The organism is Kribbella sp. NBC_00889, assembly GCF_045207705.1.
In the GTDB taxonomy this organism is placed as follows: Bacteria; Actinomycetota; Actinomycetes; order Propionibacteriales; family Kribbellaceae; genus Kribbella.
Genome location: NZ_CP108783.1, coordinates 6,018,364 through 6,034,860 on the forward strand (window position 1 = coordinate 6,018,364; position 16,497 = coordinate 6,034,860).

The 16,497-nt window shown below is 68.4% G+C and carries 16 protein-coding genes; 8 read left to right on the plus strand and 8 right to left on the minus strand.

Features of this window, described 5'->3' with window-relative positions:
* Positions 1-230: 230 nt before the first annotated feature.
* From OG817_RS29365 to OG817_RS29385, 5 genes are read left to right on the plus strand one after another with little or no spacing between them, the layout of a single operon-like run.
* Entirely contained in the window at positions 231-1,247 is a 1,017-nt protein-coding gene (locus OG817_RS29365) for a hypothetical protein (protein WP_406047796.1), read from the plus strand.
* The gene (locus OG817_RS29370; RefSeq protein WP_396392007.1) at positions 1,244-1,882 is read left to right on the plus strand and encodes a DUF4129 domain-containing protein; all 639 of its coding nucleotides are present in this window, start codon (positions 1,244-1,246) and stop codon (positions 1,880-1,882) included. The genes OG817_RS29365 and OG817_RS29370 overlap by 4 nt, the downstream gene beginning before the upstream one ends.
* Positions 1,879-3,018 carry a DUF4350 domain-containing protein gene (locus OG817_RS29375; RefSeq protein WP_406047797.1) on the plus strand — a complete coding sequence of 380 codons (1,140 nt, stop codon included), beginning with the start codon at positions 1,879-1,881 and terminating at the stop codon, positions 3,016-3,018. Before OG817_RS29370 ends, OG817_RS29375 begins: the two co-directional genes overlap by 4 nt.
* Entirely contained in the window at positions 3,015-3,986 is a 972-nt protein-coding gene (locus OG817_RS29380) for an AAA family ATPase (protein ID WP_406047798.1), read from the plus strand. Before OG817_RS29375 ends, OG817_RS29380 begins: the two co-directional genes overlap by 4 nt.
* Before the next feature lie 3 nt (positions 3,987-3,989).
* Positions 3,990-5,282, plus strand: coding sequence for a DUF58 domain-containing protein (locus tag OG817_RS29385; protein WP_406047799.1), 1,293 nt, complete (start codon positions 3,990-3,992; stop codon positions 5,280-5,282).
* A 10-nt stretch (positions 5,283-5,292) separates the two neighbouring features.
* Here OG817_RS29385 and OG817_RS29390 read toward each other — a convergent pair whose 3' ends face one another.
* From OG817_RS29390 to OG817_RS29420, 7 genes are all read right to left on the minus strand, one after another.
* Positions 5,293-6,111 (minus strand): VOC family protein, encoded by an 819-nt coding sequence (locus OG817_RS29390; RefSeq protein WP_406047800.1) that lies wholly within the window; start codon positions 6,109-6,111, stop codon positions 5,293-5,295.
* Complete coding sequence (locus tag OG817_RS29395) at positions 6,108-6,443, minus strand: ArsR/SmtB family transcription factor (protein ID WP_393386833.1); 336 nt, start codon at positions 6,441-6,443, stop codon at positions 6,108-6,110. The genes OG817_RS29390 and OG817_RS29395 overlap by 4 nt, the downstream gene beginning before the upstream one ends.
* A 286-nt stretch (positions 6,444-6,729) precedes the next feature.
* Complete coding sequence (locus OG817_RS29400; protein WP_406047801.1) at positions 6,730-7,674, minus strand: ABC transporter ATP-binding protein; 945 nt, start codon at positions 7,672-7,674, stop codon at positions 6,730-6,732.
* Positions 7,658-8,626: an ABC transporter ATP-binding protein gene (locus OG817_RS29405; RefSeq protein ID WP_406047802.1), complete on the minus strand. Its 969-nt coding sequence runs from the start codon at positions 8,624-8,626 to the stop codon at positions 7,658-7,660. The genes OG817_RS29400 and OG817_RS29405 overlap by 17 nt, the downstream gene beginning before the upstream one ends.
* On the minus strand, positions 8,626-9,510 hold the full coding sequence (locus OG817_RS29410; RefSeq protein ID WP_406047803.1) for an ABC transporter permease: 885 nt from the start codon (positions 9,508-9,510) through the stop codon (positions 8,626-8,628). Before OG817_RS29410 ends, OG817_RS29405 begins: the two co-directional genes overlap by 1 nt.
* Positions 9,507-10,538: an ABC transporter permease gene (locus OG817_RS29415; protein WP_406047804.1), complete on the minus strand. Its 1,032-nt coding sequence runs from the start codon at positions 10,536-10,538 to the stop codon at positions 9,507-9,509. The genes OG817_RS29410 and OG817_RS29415 overlap by 4 nt, the downstream gene beginning before the upstream one ends.
* Positions 10,535-12,331 carry an ABC transporter substrate-binding protein gene (locus OG817_RS29420; RefSeq protein WP_406047805.1) on the minus strand — a complete coding sequence of 599 codons (1,797 nt, stop codon included), beginning with the start codon at positions 12,329-12,331 and terminating at the stop codon, positions 10,535-10,537. Before OG817_RS29420 ends, OG817_RS29415 begins: the two co-directional genes overlap by 4 nt.
* Before the next feature lie 176 nt (positions 12,332-12,507).
* Here OG817_RS29420 and OG817_RS29425 point away from each other — a divergent pair, with 176 nt between their 5' ends.
* From OG817_RS29425 to OG817_RS29435, 3 genes are read left to right on the plus strand one after another with little or no spacing between them, the layout of a single operon-like run.
* Positions 12,508-13,116, plus strand: a complete 609-nt coding sequence (locus tag OG817_RS29425) for a TetR/AcrR family transcriptional regulator (RefSeq protein WP_406047806.1) — start codon at positions 12,508-12,510, stop codon at positions 13,114-13,116.
* Positions 13,117-13,118: 2 nt separating this feature from the next.
* On the plus strand, positions 13,119-14,015 hold the full coding sequence (locus OG817_RS29430) for an ATP-binding cassette domain-containing protein (protein WP_396391998.1): 897 nt from the start codon (positions 13,119-13,121) through the stop codon (positions 14,013-14,015).
* Positions 14,012-15,601, plus strand: a complete 1,590-nt coding sequence (locus OG817_RS29435) for an ABC transporter permease (RefSeq protein ID WP_406047807.1) — start codon at positions 14,012-14,014, stop codon at positions 15,599-15,601. The genes OG817_RS29430 and OG817_RS29435 overlap by 4 nt, the downstream gene beginning before the upstream one ends.
* A gap of 128 nt (positions 15,602-15,729) precedes the next feature.
* Here the strand turns inward: OG817_RS29435 and OG817_RS29440 are convergent, their stop codons facing one another.
* Positions 15,730-16,497 carry a DUF1206 domain-containing protein gene (locus tag OG817_RS29440; protein ID WP_406047808.1) on the minus strand — a complete coding sequence of 256 codons (768 nt, stop codon included), beginning with the start codon at positions 16,495-16,497 and terminating at the stop codon, positions 15,730-15,732.

Below are 16,497 nucleotides of genomic sequence, written 5' to 3' on the forward strand. Positions count from 1 at the left end.
TTGCCGTCCGATCGTTGTGCGCCCAGCGGATGCTGACCGTACGCACTACGGATAGTGTCCCATTCCCCCGGTAGTGCACACGCCGGATCGCCGTGTGACCCCGAGTTGGGCTGTGATCATGGTGCACTGCGGGTGTCCAAGACAACTCCAGGGACAACTCCAGGGCGAAGCTTCTGGATAATCACACGTCGGTGTGCGGCCGATGGTTCAGCGGGGACGGGAGGTGGACGGTGGCCAAGCAGACGGCCGGCGATATCACGCTGCACGAGGGTACGGCGACGGAGCCGCTGCGACCGTGGCTGCCCGCGGACCTGCTCGACAACGCGGCCCGGACCATCTCCGACAACAAGACGATCATGCTGGGCCTCCCGGTCCTCGCGGCGATCGCACTGATCGCCGTCCAGGCCGTGCTGACGGAGGTCGCCGTACCTGGGGGTCTGGGTGGGTTCTTCGGGTCCGATGACCCGTTCCAGCAGGCCGGTGCGGCGTTGCTGCTCACGTACGGCGTCCAGCTGGTGCTGTTCACGGTGGTGTCGAGCACGATGGCCGGGATCATCGCCCTCGCTGCCGTGCGGAGCCAGCTCGCACACCGGGTCGGCCCGCGCGAGCTGCTGCGGCTGGTCCGGCCCTCACTGCCCGCTCTGGCGGCTGTCGGGCTGATCCAGTCGCTCTCGTTCGTCGTCCTGATCGCCGGTTGGGGTCTGGCGGTGTTCGGTATCGGCGCCGGCACGGACGCGGCAATCTCCTCCGACGTGGCCGGTGCGGTGGCCGTGGTGCTGATGCTGGTCGGCGCTGTGCTCGTGCTGATCTTCGGCATCCGCCTGGTCCTGGCCGGAACCGTCGTACTGATGGAGGGCCGGCACGCACCCGACATCGGCCTCTACATCCCTGTCAGGGTGGGGATCTGGGGTTCGCTGAAGCGGTCCTGGCGGCTGGTGAGGGGCAAGTTCTGGCGGGTGTTCGGCATCCTGCTGTTCGCCGGTCTGGTGGTCAACATCGTCGGGTACGCCTTGCAGTTCGGGGTGACCACGCTGATACTCACGGTCGGCTCGTGGGCCGACAGCAGCGACGGCACCGGCGCGACGGTGGCCGCGGTCGTGATCGGTGTGGCGGCTGCCATGACGCTGATCGCCACTCTCGCCTTCATGTCCGCCGTCCAGGCCCTGATCTACCTGGATCTGCGGGTCCGGCGGGAAGGCCTCGACCTGTGGATGCGTCCGGTCCTGCGGCCAGGAGGTACTGCGTGATCGCCGTGTTCCTCGAGGAACCCCCGGTGGACATCGGCCGGGACCAGGCGGCTGCCGAGGCGGCCGAGGAGTTGTCGAAGTCGGCGTACCGGCAGTCCGGCGGTTCTCTGATCGAGAAGGCGCTCAACAAGGTCATGCAGTGGATCGGTGACATGCTGGACAGCCTCAGCGGTTCCTCCCCCAACGGCCACGCCGGTCTGGTCATGCTGATCGTCCTGCTCGCGCTCATCGTCGTCGTGGTGCTGTGGCGGGCCGGCGTACTCCGGACCAGTCATCGGGAGAAGCAGACCGTCTTCGACACCTCCAGACCGCGCACAGCGGCCGAGTACCGGGCTCAGGCGGAGCGGGAGGCGGCGTCCGGGGACTACACCCACGCGATCCGCAGCCGCTTCCGCGCCTGCGTGGCAGAGCTGACCGAGCGCACGATCCTGGACGATCGCGCCGGGCGGACGGCGTACGAGGTGGTCGCCGACGCCGGACGCGCCACACCGGCGTTGCGGGAGCCACTGCAGCCGGCCGCGCTCGCGTTCACCGAGGTTGTCTACGGAAACCGTCCGGGCACACCGGAGCGGTACGCCGCAGTCGTTGCAGCCGACGACGCGGCGCGGACCGCTCGGGTCATGGTGAGTGGATGAGTACTGCGGTTGGGCGGAGTGCTGGGGAGAGTTGGAGGGCGCTGCGGACGCCGCTGCTCGTGACCGGGGTGATCGTGCTGGCGGCAATCGTCGTACTGATCGCTACGACCGCACGGACCTCGGGGCCGTTCAGCCCGGACTCCACCGAGCCGGAGGGAGCCCGGGCGCTGGCGACGCTGCTGGGCAACCACGGCGTCAAGGTGACGGGCACCGACGTACTGGACGACGCGGTCCAGGCGGGCAGCGGCAAGACGCTGCTCATCGGCCCTGAGGGCCAGCTCGACCGCGACGACTGGCAGCGGATCGCCGACGCCGGCTGGAGCCATGTGATCCTCATCCGTCCCGGCACCAGAGCGCTGGAGGTCCTGGCCCCGGGTGTGGAGGACAACGGACAGATCCTGTCCTCGGACAGCCGTGAGCCGGACTGCGATCTACCGGCCGCGGTGAAGGCCGGCACGGTGACCGTCGGCGGCTCGACGTACTCCGCACCGGACGGCGCGCAGGCGTGCTACGGCGACGGCATCAACAACACCGTGATCCGGGTGGAGTCGAACGGCCGGATCGTCGACGTCGTAGGCACGACCCGCTCGTTCACCAACGAGCAGCTCGCAGAAGACGGCAACGCGGCACTGGCGCTCAACCTGATCGGCACCGACCGGGAGCTGACCTGGTACCTGCCGCAGTGGGAGTCCAGCGGGTTCGGCGACGACGAAGACAGCCCCCCACTGGTCCCTCCGGACATCCGCTACATCGGGTGGGCGTTGGCGTTCGCCGTACTCGTGGTGGCGTTGTGGCGGGGCCGACGGCTCGGACCGGTGGTCGCGGAGCGGCTGCCCGTCATCGTGCACGCCGCCGAGACCACAGAGGGCCGGGCGCGGCTGTATCGACGCTCACGAGCCAGGGACCGCGCTGCGGCCGCACTGCGCGAGTCGGCGCTCGGCAAGCTCCACGAAGCGCACGGCATCCCCCGGCGCGCCGATCCGTCGGCCGTCGTGGCGACAGTGGCGGCCCGCACCGGCCGGGACCCGGCCATGCTGTACGAACTCCTCTACGGCCTCCCGCCGCTCAGCGACGCCGCTCTGATGTCCTTGTCCCATGAACTCGACGTACTGACGCAGGAGGTACGACACCCGTGACGACTACCGAGGTCAGCGCCGACCAGGCCAGGCGGGCGCTGGTCGCGCTGCGGACCGAGATCGGCAAGGCGGTGGTCGGCCAGGACACCGCTGTGACCGCGCTGGTACTCGCCCTGCTCTGCCGCGGCCACGTGCTGCTGGAGGGCGTGCCCGGTACGGCGAAGACGCTGATGGTGCGCGCCTTGTCGATGGCGATGCGGCTGGACACCAAGCGGGTCCAGTTCACGCCGGACCTGATGCCCGGTGACGTGACCGGATCGCTCGTGTACGACGCGAAGAGCAGCGAGTTCGAGTTCCGGCCGGGTCCCGTGTTCACCAACATCATGCTGGCCGACGAGATCAACCGCACTCCACCGAAGACCCAGGCGGCGTTGCTGGAGGCAATGGAGGAGCGGCAGGTCACCGTCGACGGCGTGCCGCGGATGCTGCCGGTGCCGTTCGTCGTCGCCGCGACGCAGAACCCGATCGAGTACGAGGGCACGTACCCGTTGCCCGAGGCCCAGTTGGACCGGTTCCTGCTGAAGGTCACGCTCGACATCCCGCCGCGGGACGCGGAGATCGCCGTACTCGCCCGGCACGCGCAAGGCTTCGACCCGCGTGACCTGGCTGCGGCCGGTCTGCGTCCGGTGGCTGGGCCGGAGGACCTCGCCGCCGCTCAGGCCGCCGTACGCCGGGTCGCGGTGCGGGAGGACGTGCTCGCGTACGTCGTGGATCTGTGCCGGGCGACGCGGCAGTCGCCGTCACTGCAGCTCGGGGTGTCGCCGCGAGGCGCTACTGCCCTGCTGGCCGTGTCCAGGGCGTGGGCGTGGCTGTCCGGCCGGGACTACGTGATTCCGGACGATGTGAAGGCGATGGCACGTCCTTGCCTTCGGCATCGAGTGCAGGTGCGCCCGGAGGCTGAGCTCGAAGGCGTCAGCGCGGACGCGGTGCTGGAGAGCGTCCTGGCGACCGTGCCGGTCCCCCGATAGCTCATGGTGCTCACCTACAGGGCGGCGCTGCTGGCCGCAGCCGGAGTCCTCTTCGTCGCTCTGGCGATGCCGAGCTGGGGTGGCGTCGGCCTGGTGATCCTGGTCGTTGTCCTGGTGTGCGTGGTGGACATGCTGCTGGCCGGTTCGCCTCGGCGACTCCAGCTGACTCGCGAGGGCGACACCGCCGTACGACTGGGTGAGCACGCTGCGGTGAACCTGCTGGTGGCCAACCCCGGCCGCCGGGTGCGTGGTCTGCTGCGTGATGCATGGCCGCCATCTGCCGGCGTACTGGACCCGCCACACAAGTTGAACCTGCCGCACGGCGAGCGCCGACGGCTGACGACCAATCTGCTGCCGACGCGCCGCGGGGACCGGCAGGCGGATCGGGTGACGATCAGATCGATCGGTCCGCTGGGTTTCGCGGGTCGGCAGGGGTCGCACCGGGTGCCGTGGACGGTGCGGGCGTTGCCGCCGTTCAAGAGTCGCAAGCACCTGCCGTCGCGGCTGGCCCGGTTGCGGGAGCTGGACGGGCGAACCGCGTTGCTGGTGCGGGGTCAGGGCACCGAGTTCGACTCGCTGCGGGACTACGTGCCGGGTGACGACGTACGCAGCATCGACTGGCGTGCAACGGCCCGTCGCGGCAACGTCGTACTGCGGACCTGGCGGCCGGAGCGCGATCGCCAGGTCGCCATCGTGATCGACTCCGGCCGGATGTCGGCCGGACGGGTCGGCGACGCACCCCGGCTCGACCACGCGATGGACGCCGCGCTCCTGCTGGCCGCGCTCGCGACCCGGGCCGGAGACCGGGTTTCCTTACTGGCTTGCGATTCCGCGGTCCGGGCCGACGTACGACGTCCCGCGCCGGAGGACGTGCTGCCGTCGTTCGTGAACGCGTTGGCGAACGTCGAGGCCGAGCTCGTCCAGACCGATTTCCGCGTCGTCGTCTCGCAGGTGCTCGAACGGCTCGGTCAGCGTTCCCTCGTCGTACTGCTGACCGGCCTGGACCCGGCGGTGATCGAGGAGTCCCTCCTCCCGGTGATCGGCCCACTGCTGCGCCGCCACGTCATCGTCCTGGCGTCGGTCGCCGACCCGCGTCTCACCGAACTCGAGTCCACCCGCTCCGACCTGCTCGAGGTCTACGGCGCCGCCTCCGCCGCCCGCACCCGCCTCGACCGCGAACGCGTCACCGCCGTCCTCACCCGAGCCGGCGTCACCGTCCTCGACGAAAACCCCGAAACCATAGCCCCCGCCCTGGCCGACACCTACCTCTCCCTGAAAAAGGCCGGCCGCCTGTAATACCGCGCACTCACAGCTGGGTTGGGCGGGCTTGGACGAAGGTCCAGTGGTGGCCTTCGAGGTCTTCGGCGTCGTACGAGCGGTAGCCGTACTGGTGTATGTCCGACAGGATCTTGGCGCCGTTGGATTGAGCGTGGGCGAAGTGCGCGTCGAGGTCGTCGACGTACACCCAGACGTCGTGGTCGGCTGCCGGTGCGGCCTGGTCGGTGCGCTTGAAGAGGAGGACCGCGGCGGAGCCGACGTGTAGTTCGATCCAGGACGGGTGCTCGCCTTCGGCGGGGATCGTGTCCCAGGAGTCGAGGCCGAAGACCGTGTGCAGCCAACGGGCCGCGGCGGCCGGATCCTCGTAGTACAAGCCGATGGCGAGCCGGTCGAGCTCACGCGGGGTGTGCTGCGTGGTGTCGCGGCGGGCGACCCAGGCGGGAATCCAGCGGATCACGTTCGGCCAGAAGTAGAAGGCCTTGTCGCCGCCCTCGACCAGCGACTGTACGACGGTCACGCGAGTACCACCGTCGATCGCGGCGAAGCTGACCCGCGTCTCGGTGTCGTCCACCGAACTGCGGTACGCGAGCAACTCGCCCGGCTCCCAGACCGTGATGGTGCCGAGCTCGAGCGCGTCCTCCGGCTCGCTCCGGTAGACCTCCAGGATGCGGCCGCCGACGCCCGGCTCCAACCGCATCGCGATCACCCGGCCGGAATCCCAGAAGTTGATCGGACTCCGCAACCACCACAGATCGATCTCCTCGGTGAACACCCGAAACGCGGTCGCCGGATCAGCCGCAACCTCAACCGACGCCGTAGCCGACGGCTTCACAGATTCCTGCGTCACGATGACTCCTTCTGCTCGACGTGGCGTTTGAACGACGTGAGTTGGTCTCGCCAGTGGGCTTGGACCTGGTCGAGCCAGGCCTGGACGGCGACGACGGGCTCCGGGTTGAGGCGGAAGATCCGGACGCGGGCGTCGTCGGGACCGCGTTCGTCGGCGACCAGGCCGGCCGCCAGGAGGATGCGCAGGTGGCGGCTCATCGCCGGCGACGACGAGCCGGTCGCTGTGGCGAGTTGCCCAGCTCGCTGTGGTCCGTCCCCCAGCAGCCGAACCACCTGCCGCCGGGTCGGATCGGCCAGCACCTCGAAGAACCGATCGACCTGATCTTCCACCATGCGGCAATAGTTCTACGGTTCGTTAACTATTGTCAACTGCTGGAAGGACTATCGGCTGAGGGGTGGGTTGTGCATATGGACAGGAAGTGCCGGCGCAGGGGTAGTGCACCTGAGCGCACCCCGCACCTCGTGTACGGCGTATCGGAGGCGCACTACCTGTCGAGCTGCACGCTTCACCCGAGATCGAGCCAGCTGTCGTGGCGCCGGTGGGAGCGGCGGGGTGGGTGGTGAGGGTACGGCGGTGCGGGTGGGGTGGGTTGGTGAGGTACGGCGATGGGCGCGTGGGCTAGGTGGACACGCGTACGGGGGCCAGGTGGCAGGCGACTTGGGGGGTGTTGGTGGCGAGGAGGATGGGGAGGAGGGTGGTTTGGCAGGCGGGGGTGGCTTGGGTGACTGCTAGTTGGCAGCGGGGGTGGAAGCGGCAGCCGGTGGGGATTCGGGTGGGGTCGGGGGGTTCGCCGGTGAGGACGATGCGTTCCGGGGACTCGGGCAGAACCGATAGGAGGGCCTGCGTGTAGGGGTGCTGGGGGTTGGTCAGGACGTCCTCGGCGGGGCCGGACTCGACGATGCGGCCGAGGTACATGACGGCGACCCGGTCCGCGATGTTCCAGGCGAGACCCAGGTCGTGCGTGACGACGAGCGCGGCCAGGCCCAGGTCGTCCCGGAGCCGGAGCAGCAGCGACAGGATCTCGCCGCGCACCGAGGCGTCCAGCGACGCGACCGGCTCGTCGGCGATCAGCACCTTGGGACTCAGCGCCAGCGCACCAGCGATCACCACGCGCTGCCGCTGACCTCCCGACAGTTCGTGCGGATAGCGCAGGAAGAACCGTTCCGGCGGCCGCAGACCCGCCCGCGACAACGCCTCCGCGACGACCGTCTCCTCGTCCGGCAGCCCGTGGATCCGCGGCCCCTCGGCGACCGCCTCGTACACGGTCTGCCGCGGGTTGAGCGACCCCATCGGATCCTGCAACACCAACTGCACCTGCCGCCGGAACGCGCGCAGCCGACGCCCCGTGTAGCTCAACGGCATCCCGTCGTACGAGATCTGGCCGGCCGTCGGGCGTTCAAGGCCGAGCAAGGTACGGGCGAGTGTCGTTTTGCCGCACCCGGATTCGCCCACCAGCGCGACGATCTCGCCCGGCGCGACGGACAGGTTGACCCCATCCACGGCCCGGGCCCGCCGACCACCACGACCAGCGAACTCGACCTTGACATCAGTTGCCTCTAGCAAGATCCCTCCCCACGAGCAGACAGGCGGCCGTCCGGCCTGGACCGGCCGGGCGCAGGTCGACGGCAGCCGTCGAGCAGTCGTCCAGAGCAACCGGGCAGCGCGGATGGAACGCACACCCGCCAGGCAGGTGCTGCGGATCCGGCGGATCGCCGGCCAGCCCGCGCGGCGCGAGCCGCGACGCCGGATCACCAACCGTCGGGAACGCAGCCGCCAGCGCCTGGCTGTACGGGTGCCGGAAATCCCCTGACGACGGACCCGCCTCGACCAGCCGACCGGCGTACATAATCGCCAGCCGGTCGCACACCTCACCCAGCACGGACAGGTCATGGGAGATCATCAGCAGCGAGATGTCGTGCTCTGCGATCAACTTCCGGATCAAGGTCAGCACCTGCGCCTGCACCATCAGGTCCAGGGCGGTCGTCGGCTCATCGGCGATGATCAGCCGCGGCGAACAGGCCAGCGCCATCGCGATCATAACTCGTTGCCGTTGGCCACCACTCAACTCGTGCGGATAGCTCTTCATCCGCCAGGCCGGCAGCCCGACCTGTTCGAGCAGCTCCCGCACCCTCGACGAGGCCTCAGACGGAGTCGCCAGCCTGTGCACGAGCAAGGGCTCGGCGATCTGGTCACCGATCCGCTGCACCGGGTTCAGCCCGTGCTGCGCACCCTGGAACACGATGGACGCCTCCGACCAGCGAACCGCGCGCAGCCGGCCCCACTTCATCGCCAGCACGTCCTCGCCGTCCAGCAGGATCCGCCCGTCGATCCGCGCCGACCGCGGCAGCAACCTCAGCAACGCCATCGCCACCGACGACTTGCCGGATCCCGACTCACCTGCCAGCCCGACAGCCTCCCCCGCCTCCAGCGACAACGACACTCCCCGTACGGCGGGAACGTCGCCGGCGGCAATGCGATACGTGACGGACACCTCGTCCAACTCGAGCAGGCTCATCACGCCGCCCTCGTCCGCAGCCGGGGATTGAGTACGGACTCCAAAGCCCTTCCACACAAGGTGAATGCCATCACCACGAGCACGATGCACAGACCGGGCAACAGGATGTACCACCACGCTCCCGCGGTGGCCGCACCCCAGTCGTACGAACCGCGCAACATCGTCCCCCACGAGGTCTTGTTCGCACTGACACCGAGAAACGCCAGCGTGGACTCGGTCACGATCGCGCTCGCCACCTCCAGCGTCGTACTTGCCAGCAGCAACGGTGCGACGTTCGGCAGCACGTGCCGGGTGGTGATGTGCCAGTGACCGGCGCCGAGAGCGAGCGACCGTTCGATGTAGGGCCGCGCCTCGACCGCCAGCGTCTGCGCTCGGATCAGCCGAGCCGTCGACGGCCACGACGTCACGCCGATCGCGACGATGATGGTCGCCGTACTGCCGCCGAGGATCGCGGCCAGGACCAGCGCGGTGACCAGCGACGGCAGCACCAGGAACCAGTCGGTGATGCGCAGGATGATCGCGCCGACCCAGCCCCGGAAGTGCCCGGCCGCGATACCGAGCACGGTCCCGATCACCATGCTGAGCAGCGCGGCCAGGAACCCGATCAGCAGCGAGGTCCGCGATCCCCACCAGATCATCAGCAGCACGGACCGCCCGGACTCGTCCGTACCGAGCGGATCGACGAGACTCGGCGACGCCATCTTCTCCCGGGTCCCACTGACCACGTTCGTCACGCCGGCGTCGATGAACAGCGGCGCGATCAGCGCCAGCACCACGGCGACCAGAAGGATGGCAAGCCCCACCATCCCGGCCCTGTGCATGCGGAACTCCGACAAGAACCGCCGCAACGCCCGCTGCCGCCGGACCCACGTCACGCTGCTCATGCCGACCTCACCCTCGGGTCAAGGACGTGGTAGACGACGTCCGCCAGCGTGTTCATCACGATCACCGACACCGTGATCAACAGGAACGTGCCCTGCATCAGCGTGAAGTCCGGCACCCGGATCGCGTCGTAGAACAGCTGCCCGAGCCCCGGCCAACTGAAGATTGCCTCGACCGTCACCGCGCCGCCGACCACGAACCCGATCCGCATGAACACCAGCGTCACGGTCGGCAGCAACGCGTTCGGCACGGCGTGCATCCGCCGGATGTCGTCGTCACGCAACCCCTTCGCGCGCGCCGTGGTGATGTAGTCCTGCCCGACCTCGTCCAGCACCGACGACCGCATCACCAGCAGGTACTGCGCATACACGACCGCGACCATGGTCAGGCAGGGCAACACCATGTGCTGCGCGACGTCGAGCACGTACCCGAACCCGTCCGGCGCATCCACGCTGGAGATACCGCGGGTCGGGAAGACGCCCGGGATCGGCCCGATGCCGGCCGCGAACACCATCAGCAGCAGGAGCCCGAGCCAGAACGTCGGCACCGACCACAGCACCAGCGAGATCGCGGTGGAGAACTTGTCGAACCGGCTGCCCGGCTTCCACCCGGCCCGGGCCCCCTGCCAGATCCCGAGGCTGACCGCCATCACCAGCGCCGTACCCGTGAGCAGCAGCGTCGAGCCGATCCGCTCCCCGATCAGGTCGATCACCGGCCGCTTGTATTCGTAGGAGGTCCCGAGGTCGAACTGCAGCGTCTGCTTGACGAAATGCACGAACTGCTCGGGAATCGACTTGTCCAGACCGAGCCGGGCCCGTTCCAGATCGAGTTGCTCCGGTGTCATGTTGCGGCCCTGGGCGAGTGCCCGCACCGGATCGCCGGGCAGCAACCGGAACAGGAAGAACGTCGCGACGATCACCATCGCGATGCTGAGCAGGGCCCCGCCCGCCTTGGCCGCCGCGTACCGGAGCAGACCGTAGCGGGCCGGGCTCTCCTCCAGAGCCTCTACGGCCGGCTGGGTGACCGTCATTCGCGCTCGTCGGCGACGTCCTGGCGGCGGCGCATCACCACGAAGGCGCCCAGGGCAACCACCACGGCACCACCCGCGACGCCACCGATGATGCCGGCGAGCTCCCCGCCGCCGATGCCGTCTTCACCACCGTCCGCCGTGACCGTGTCGACCGTGTAGAACGGCCAGTACCCGCTGCCGCCGTACAGCAGGCCGTTGTCCTCCGGGATCGGCGTGATGCTGGCGATCCGGTCCTTGCGGTAGCCCTCGAGGTCGTTCGGGTAGTAGAGCGCGATCACCGGAGCATCGGTGTAGAGCCGCTCCTCCATCTTCTTGATGATCGCGGCGCGCTTCGGCCGGTCGAGCTCCTTCTGCTGCTGCAGGTACAGATCCTCGTACTGCGGGTCGCAGTAGAAGGACTCGGTCCCGCCGCCCTCGCCGGACGCGGTCGGACGCCGGCTGCACAGGTGCGTGCCGAGGACCTCCTCCGGGTCCGGGTTGACCGACCAGCCGCTGATCGCGATGTCGAACAGCGCGGTGACGCCGGTCTCCTCGGTGAACTTGGTGGAGTCGAGCCGCTTGGTGCTCAGGCCGATGCCGATGTCCTTGAACCAGCCGGTCAGGTACTCGGCCAGCTTGTCCTCGATCGGGGTGTCGGTGTGGATGCTGAACCGGAACTGCAGCTTGCGCGACCCGTCCGGCATCGTCCGGATGCCGTCCGGCCCCTTCTTGTATCCCGCGTCGTCGAGGATCTTGTTGGCCTTGGCAACGTCGTACGTGACCTTCTCGCCGCCACTGGCCTCCCAGAAGAAGTCCTTGTACAGGGGCGGGACGATCGAGCCGTCGGCCGGTTTGGCCAGCCCGTTCTGCACCTCGTCGACCAGCTTCTGCTTGTCGATCGCGTAGTGCAACGCGGTCCGCACCCGCACGTCCTTCAGTGCCGGGTGCCCGTCACCGATCGGCTTGTTGTCGGTGGTGGTCGCGCCGTGGTTGATCTGCAGGTACGACGCCCGCCGGCCCTGGGTGTTCCACTGGACGATGTTGCCGTCGCCCTTGAGCGCCTCGAAGTCCGGCGGGTTCAGCCGGCCGATCAGGTCGATGTCGCCCTTCTTCAGACCGACGATCGAGGCGGCCGGGTTGTCGTAGAAGATCACCTGCAGTTCGTCGATCTTCGGCCGGCCGCGCCAGTAGTCCGGATTCGCCTCGAGCCGGACGAACTGGTCCTTCTTGTACTCCACCGCCTTGTACGGGCCACTGCCGACGGTCGGGAACTCGTCGGCCTCGTACTTCGAGATGTCCTTGACCTTCTCCCAGATGTGCTTGGGCATGATCGGGACCGGGTTGTCCAGCATCGACGCCTGCGGAGTCTTGAGCTTGATCGTCAGCTCCTGGCCGTTCGCGGTCACGCTCGCGAAGTTGGCCACCGCCGGACCGTTGCCGAACTTGGCGGCGTCGTCGGTGATCATCTTGTTGAACGTCCAGGCCGCGTCGTCGGCGGTGATCGGCTGCCCGTCGGTCCACTTCGCCTGCCGGATCGTGAAGGTCCAGGTCAGCCCGTCCGGCGACGTCTTCCAGGACTCGGCCAGATCCGGGCTGGGCTGCAGCGTCTTCGAGTCCGGCACGGTCAGGAAGCCGTACATCAACCGCTGGATGGCCCCGGTCACCAGCCGTACGGCCAGGAACGGGTTCATCGAGTCGACCGACTGGGTGACCCCGACCTTCACGACCTTCTTCGCCGGCTCGGCGGCCTGCGCCGTACCGGGAGACACCACCAGCAGACCCAGCGCCGCGATCGCTGCGAACAGCTTCCTCATCCGCCCCACCTTCCACCCTGCGTGTTGGTTTGGTGACGAAACCACACCAGCAAGCGCTCTCCTGTCAACGAGATGCGGAATTTTGTCACATATCTGTTTCCAGAAGTCGTAATCATTTTCCACTTGACTACACGTCCGTGTAGGAGTTTGCTCTTGTGTGTAGCGAGAGGAGCACCATGGACCGTCGGATCGACGACCTGACCGCGCGAGCCCGGATCCGGGACGCGGCCATCCGCCTGTTCGGTGAGCGCGGCATCGAGGGCGCGAGCATCCGCGACATCGCGGCCGAGGCCGGCGTCTCGTCGGGGCTGGTGCGGCATCACTTCGGGTCGAAGGAGGCGCTGCGCGACGCCTGCGACCAGTACGCGAAGGAACGGATGCTGGAGGTCGGCGAGGAGCTCACCGATGCGGGTGGAGTCGCCGGGCTCGACCCGGCAACGCTGCATCCCCGGGTGTTCCCGCTGCAGCTGTACCTGGTCCGCTCGATGATGGACGGCTCGGAGACCGCGGCCGCGCTGTTCCTCGGCGCCGTCGACAGCATCGAGGAGTGGTCCACCGCCTACGGCATCCACCCCACCGACCGCCGGGCCTACGCGGCGGCGATGGCCGCGATCAAGCTGAGCGTCTTCGTCTTCCGCGACCAGGTCTCGAAGGCGCTGGGCGAGGACATCACCACGCCGGCCGGGTACGCCCGGATCGGCCAGGGGCTGATGGAGGTCTTCACCATCCCCCTGATCACCGAAGAACAAGCCGAACAACTACGGAAGAGATCTGAGGAGAACTGATCATGCCGGCTGCGATCAGCACGGAAGGTCTGGTCAAGACATTCGGGCGAACCCGCGCCCTGGACGGCCTCGACCTCACGGTGCGAACCGGTGAGGTGCACGGCTTCCTCGGCCCCAACGGCGCGGGAAAGACCACCACGATCCGGATCCTGCTCGGGATGACCCGGGCAAGCTCCGGCACCGCACGGCTGCTGGACAGCGATCCGTGGTCGGACGCCACCGAGCTGCACAAGCGGCTCGCCTATGTGCCGGGCGATGTGACGCTGTGGCCGAACCTGTCCGGCGGCGAAGCGATCGACCTGCTCGGCCGGATGCGCGGCGGGCTGGACAAGAAGCGCAAGGCGGATCTGCTCGAGCGGTTCGACCTCGACCCGCGCAAGAAGGCGCGCACCTATTCGAAGGGCAATCGGCAGAAGGTCGCACTGGTCGCGGCGCTGGCCTCCGACGTCGAACTGCTGCTGCTCGACGAGCCCACCTCGGGCCTGGACCCGTTGATGGAGGAGGTGTTCCGCGAGGTCGTCCAGGAGGTCAGCGACCGAGATGGCCGGACGGTCCTGCTGTCCAGCCACATCCTCTCCGAGGTCGAGGCACTCTGCGACCGAGTCACGATCATCCGGGCCGGCCGCGCCGTCGAGAGCGGCACCCTGTCCGAGCTGCGGCACCTGACCCGGACATCGATCCGGGCCGAGCTGGTCGGCGCGATGAACGGACTCGCCGAGCTCGACGGCATCCACGACCTGCGCGTCGAGGACGGCCTGGTCCGGTTCGACGTCGACACCGACGAGATCAACCCGGTACTGCGGCGGCTCACGGAGATCGGCGTACGGAGTCTGGTCAGTCAGCCGCCGTCGCTGGAGGAGCTGTTCCTGCGGCTGTACGAACCGGAGGCGGCGAAATGAAGACCCTCGCCGGCACCGGCGGTCTGATCCGGCTGATCCTGCGCCGGGACCGGATCATCCTGCCGATCTGGATCGTGCTGCTGTGTGCGATCCCGATGAGCTACGTCAAGCAGTACGGCGAACTGTTCCCGACCGCGCAGTCGCGCCTCGACTACGCGAACAACGCCGGCTTCATCACCTTGTACGGCGAACTGTCCGGGACGAGTCTCGGTGAGTTCGTCACCTGGCGACTCGGCTTCGTGCCGGTGATGGTCGGGCTGATCAGCCTGCTCACGGTGATCCGGCACACCCGCGTCGAGGAGGAGACCGGCCGCAGCGAGCTGCTCGGCTCGAGTGTGGTCGGCCGGCACGCGGGACTCGCGGCCGCCCTGCTGTCGACGTTCGGTGCGAACCTGGTGCTCGCCGTACTGCTTGCCCTGGGCATGCACAGCCAGGACCTGCCCTGGTCCGGATCCGTTGCCATCGGCGCCGAATTCGCCACCACCGGCTGGCTCTTCGCCGCGGTCGGTGCTGTCGCCGCGCAGCTGTCCGCGAACGCCGGAACGTCCAGGGGTATCGCGATCAGCGTGCTCGGGGCGGCGTACGTACTGCGGGCCGCGGGCGACACGAGCGCGCACACGGACGGCCCCTTGGCGTGGCTGTCCTGGTTGTCGCCGATCGCCTGGGCGCAACGCATCCACCCGTACGGCGAGAACCGCTGGTGGCTGGCCGTGGTGATGCTCGCGGCAACCGCTGTACTCGTTGCCGTCGCCATCAATCTCGCCGTACGGCGAGATGTCGGGGCCGGACTGTTGCCGGCCCGATTGGGACCGGCCGAGGGCAAACTGGGTTCGCCGTTGGGACTGGCGTGGCGGTTGCATCGCGGACTGCTGGCGGCGTGGACGATCGGATTCGCCTTGCTGGGCTTGCTGTTCGGCGGTGTGGCCGAAGGGGTCGGCGACCTCCTGCGTGACGAACCGAAGGCCAAGGAGATGTTCGAGCGGCTCGGTGGTTCGGCCGGGTTGATCGACACGTTCTTCGCCGGGGTGATGACGATCCTCGGGCTGATCGCGTCCGCGTACGCCGTCCAGGCGACACTGCGGTTGCGGGCAGAGGAGACGAGTGGACGGGCCGAGCCGGTGCTCGCCACCGCGACCGGCCGGCTGCGGTGGGCCTCGAGTCACCTGCTGTTCGGGGTGCTCGGTCCGGCGCTGGCACTCTTCGCCTCCGGGCTCACCGCGGGGCTCGCCTATGGGCTGGCCGTTGACGAAGTCGGAAAGCAGATTCCCCGGCTGATCGGTGCGTCCCTGGGTCAACTGCCCGCCGTGTGGTTGCTGGCTGCGATCGCCCTCGCGATCTTCGGCCTCTTCCCGCGCATCTCCCCGGCGGCGTGGGCCGGTCCCGGCATCTGCATCCTGATCGGCTTCACCAACGCCGGCGTCCAGCTCGCCGACTGGCTCAACGACATCTCCCCGTTCACCCACCTCCCCCGCCTCCCCGGCGGTTCACTGTCCGCAACCCCGCTGATCGTCCTGCTGGCGATCACGGTCGTCGTCGGATTCATCGGCCTGGTCGGCTGGAGGCGGCGCGACGTACCGATCGGCTAGCTGTCGGGAAGCCGGATACCGGTCCCGATGGACCGGTCACCCGGCCGCCGAGCAGGATCGGCTGCTGGTCGGGCGGACTACAGCTACGCCCTGATGGACCTCACCGTGTACGGGCGGCAGGAGGCTGATCACTTGCGGGCGTTGCGGGACCAGATGAACGCGTAGAGGGCGAAGGCGGCCAGGCCGAGGGCGAGAACGGTCAGCAGGACCGGACCGAAGGGCTGGTCCTTGACCGTGCGGAGCGCGGTGTCGAGGCCGCCGGCCTTCTGCGGGTCGTAGTCGATCGCGGCCCAGGCGAACAGGATGCCGACGATCACGAAGGCGATGCCCTTGGCGGCGTACCCGATCCGGCCGAGCAGGATGGTCGTGTCGGAGACTCCGCCGACCAGGTCCTCGGTGAACTTCTTCGTCACCGCCTTGTACAGCTGGTGTACGCCGACCGCCACGATGCCGATGCCGATCGCGATGATCAGCACCCGGCCGCCGCCGTTCGCCATCAGCCTGGCGCTGACGGTGCGCTGCTGATCGGAGCTGGATCCGCCGGAGCCGATCGCAACCTTCACCGCGCTCACTCCGAGCACCAGGCAGACGATCGCGCGCCCGACCGCCGACACGGTCTGCGAGAGGTCCAGATCGCCGTACGCGACGTCGAGGGCACGCCAGATCACCAGTGCGAACAGTCCGATCGCGACGATCCACAGCAGTACGCCGCCGAGCGGTTTGCCGGCCAGTTCCTGGAGTGCGCCCTGCTGGGAGGCCTCCTCCGACGACTTGCCCCAGGCGAGTTGCAGTGCGATCCACGCGATCAGCAGGTACACGACGCCGTACGCGATCAACCCGACGGTGATCGCGACGCCGTACCAGTGGTTCGTCCGGACTTCTTGGGCAGTCTTCAC

Bases quoted from the DNA above. Each gene is read 5' to 3' on its own strand.
- OG817_RS29415 (WP_406047804.1), bottom strand. From the start codon at position 10,538: ATGACGGTCACCCAGCCGGCCGTAGAGGCTCTGGAGGAGAGCCCGGCC.
- OG817_RS29410 (WP_406047803.1), bottom strand. From the start codon at position 9,510: ATGAGCAGCGTGACGTGGGTCCGGCGGCAGCGGGCGTTGCGGCGGTTC.
- OG817_RS29405 (WP_406047802.1), bottom strand. From the start codon at position 8,626: ATGAGCCTGCTCGAGTTGGACGAGGTGTCCGTCACGTATCGCATTGCC.
- OG817_RS29385 (WP_406047799.1), top strand. From the start codon at position 3,990: ATGGTGCTCACCTACAGGGCGGCGCTGCTGGCCGCAGCCGGAGTCCTC.
- OG817_RS29430 (WP_396391998.1), top strand. From the start codon at position 13,119: ATGCCGGCTGCGATCAGCACGGAAGGTCTGGTCAAGACATTCGGGCGA.
- OG817_RS29435 (WP_406047807.1), top strand. From the start codon at position 14,012: ATGAAGACCCTCGCCGGCACCGGCGGTCTGATCCGGCTGATCCTGCGC.
- OG817_RS29375 (WP_406047797.1), top strand. From the start codon at position 1,879: ATGAGTACTGCGGTTGGGCGGAGTGCTGGGGAGAGTTGGAGGGCGCTG.
- OG817_RS29425 (WP_406047806.1), top strand. From the start codon at position 12,508: ATGGACCGTCGGATCGACGACCTGACCGCGCGAGCCCGGATCCGGGAC.
- OG817_RS29420 (WP_406047805.1), bottom strand. From the start codon at position 12,331: ATGAGGAAGCTGTTCGCAGCGATCGCGGCGCTGGGTCTGCTGGTGGTG.
- OG817_RS29395 (WP_393386833.1), bottom strand. From the start codon at position 6,443: ATGGTGGAAGATCAGGTCGATCGGTTCTTCGAGGTGCTGGCCGATCCG.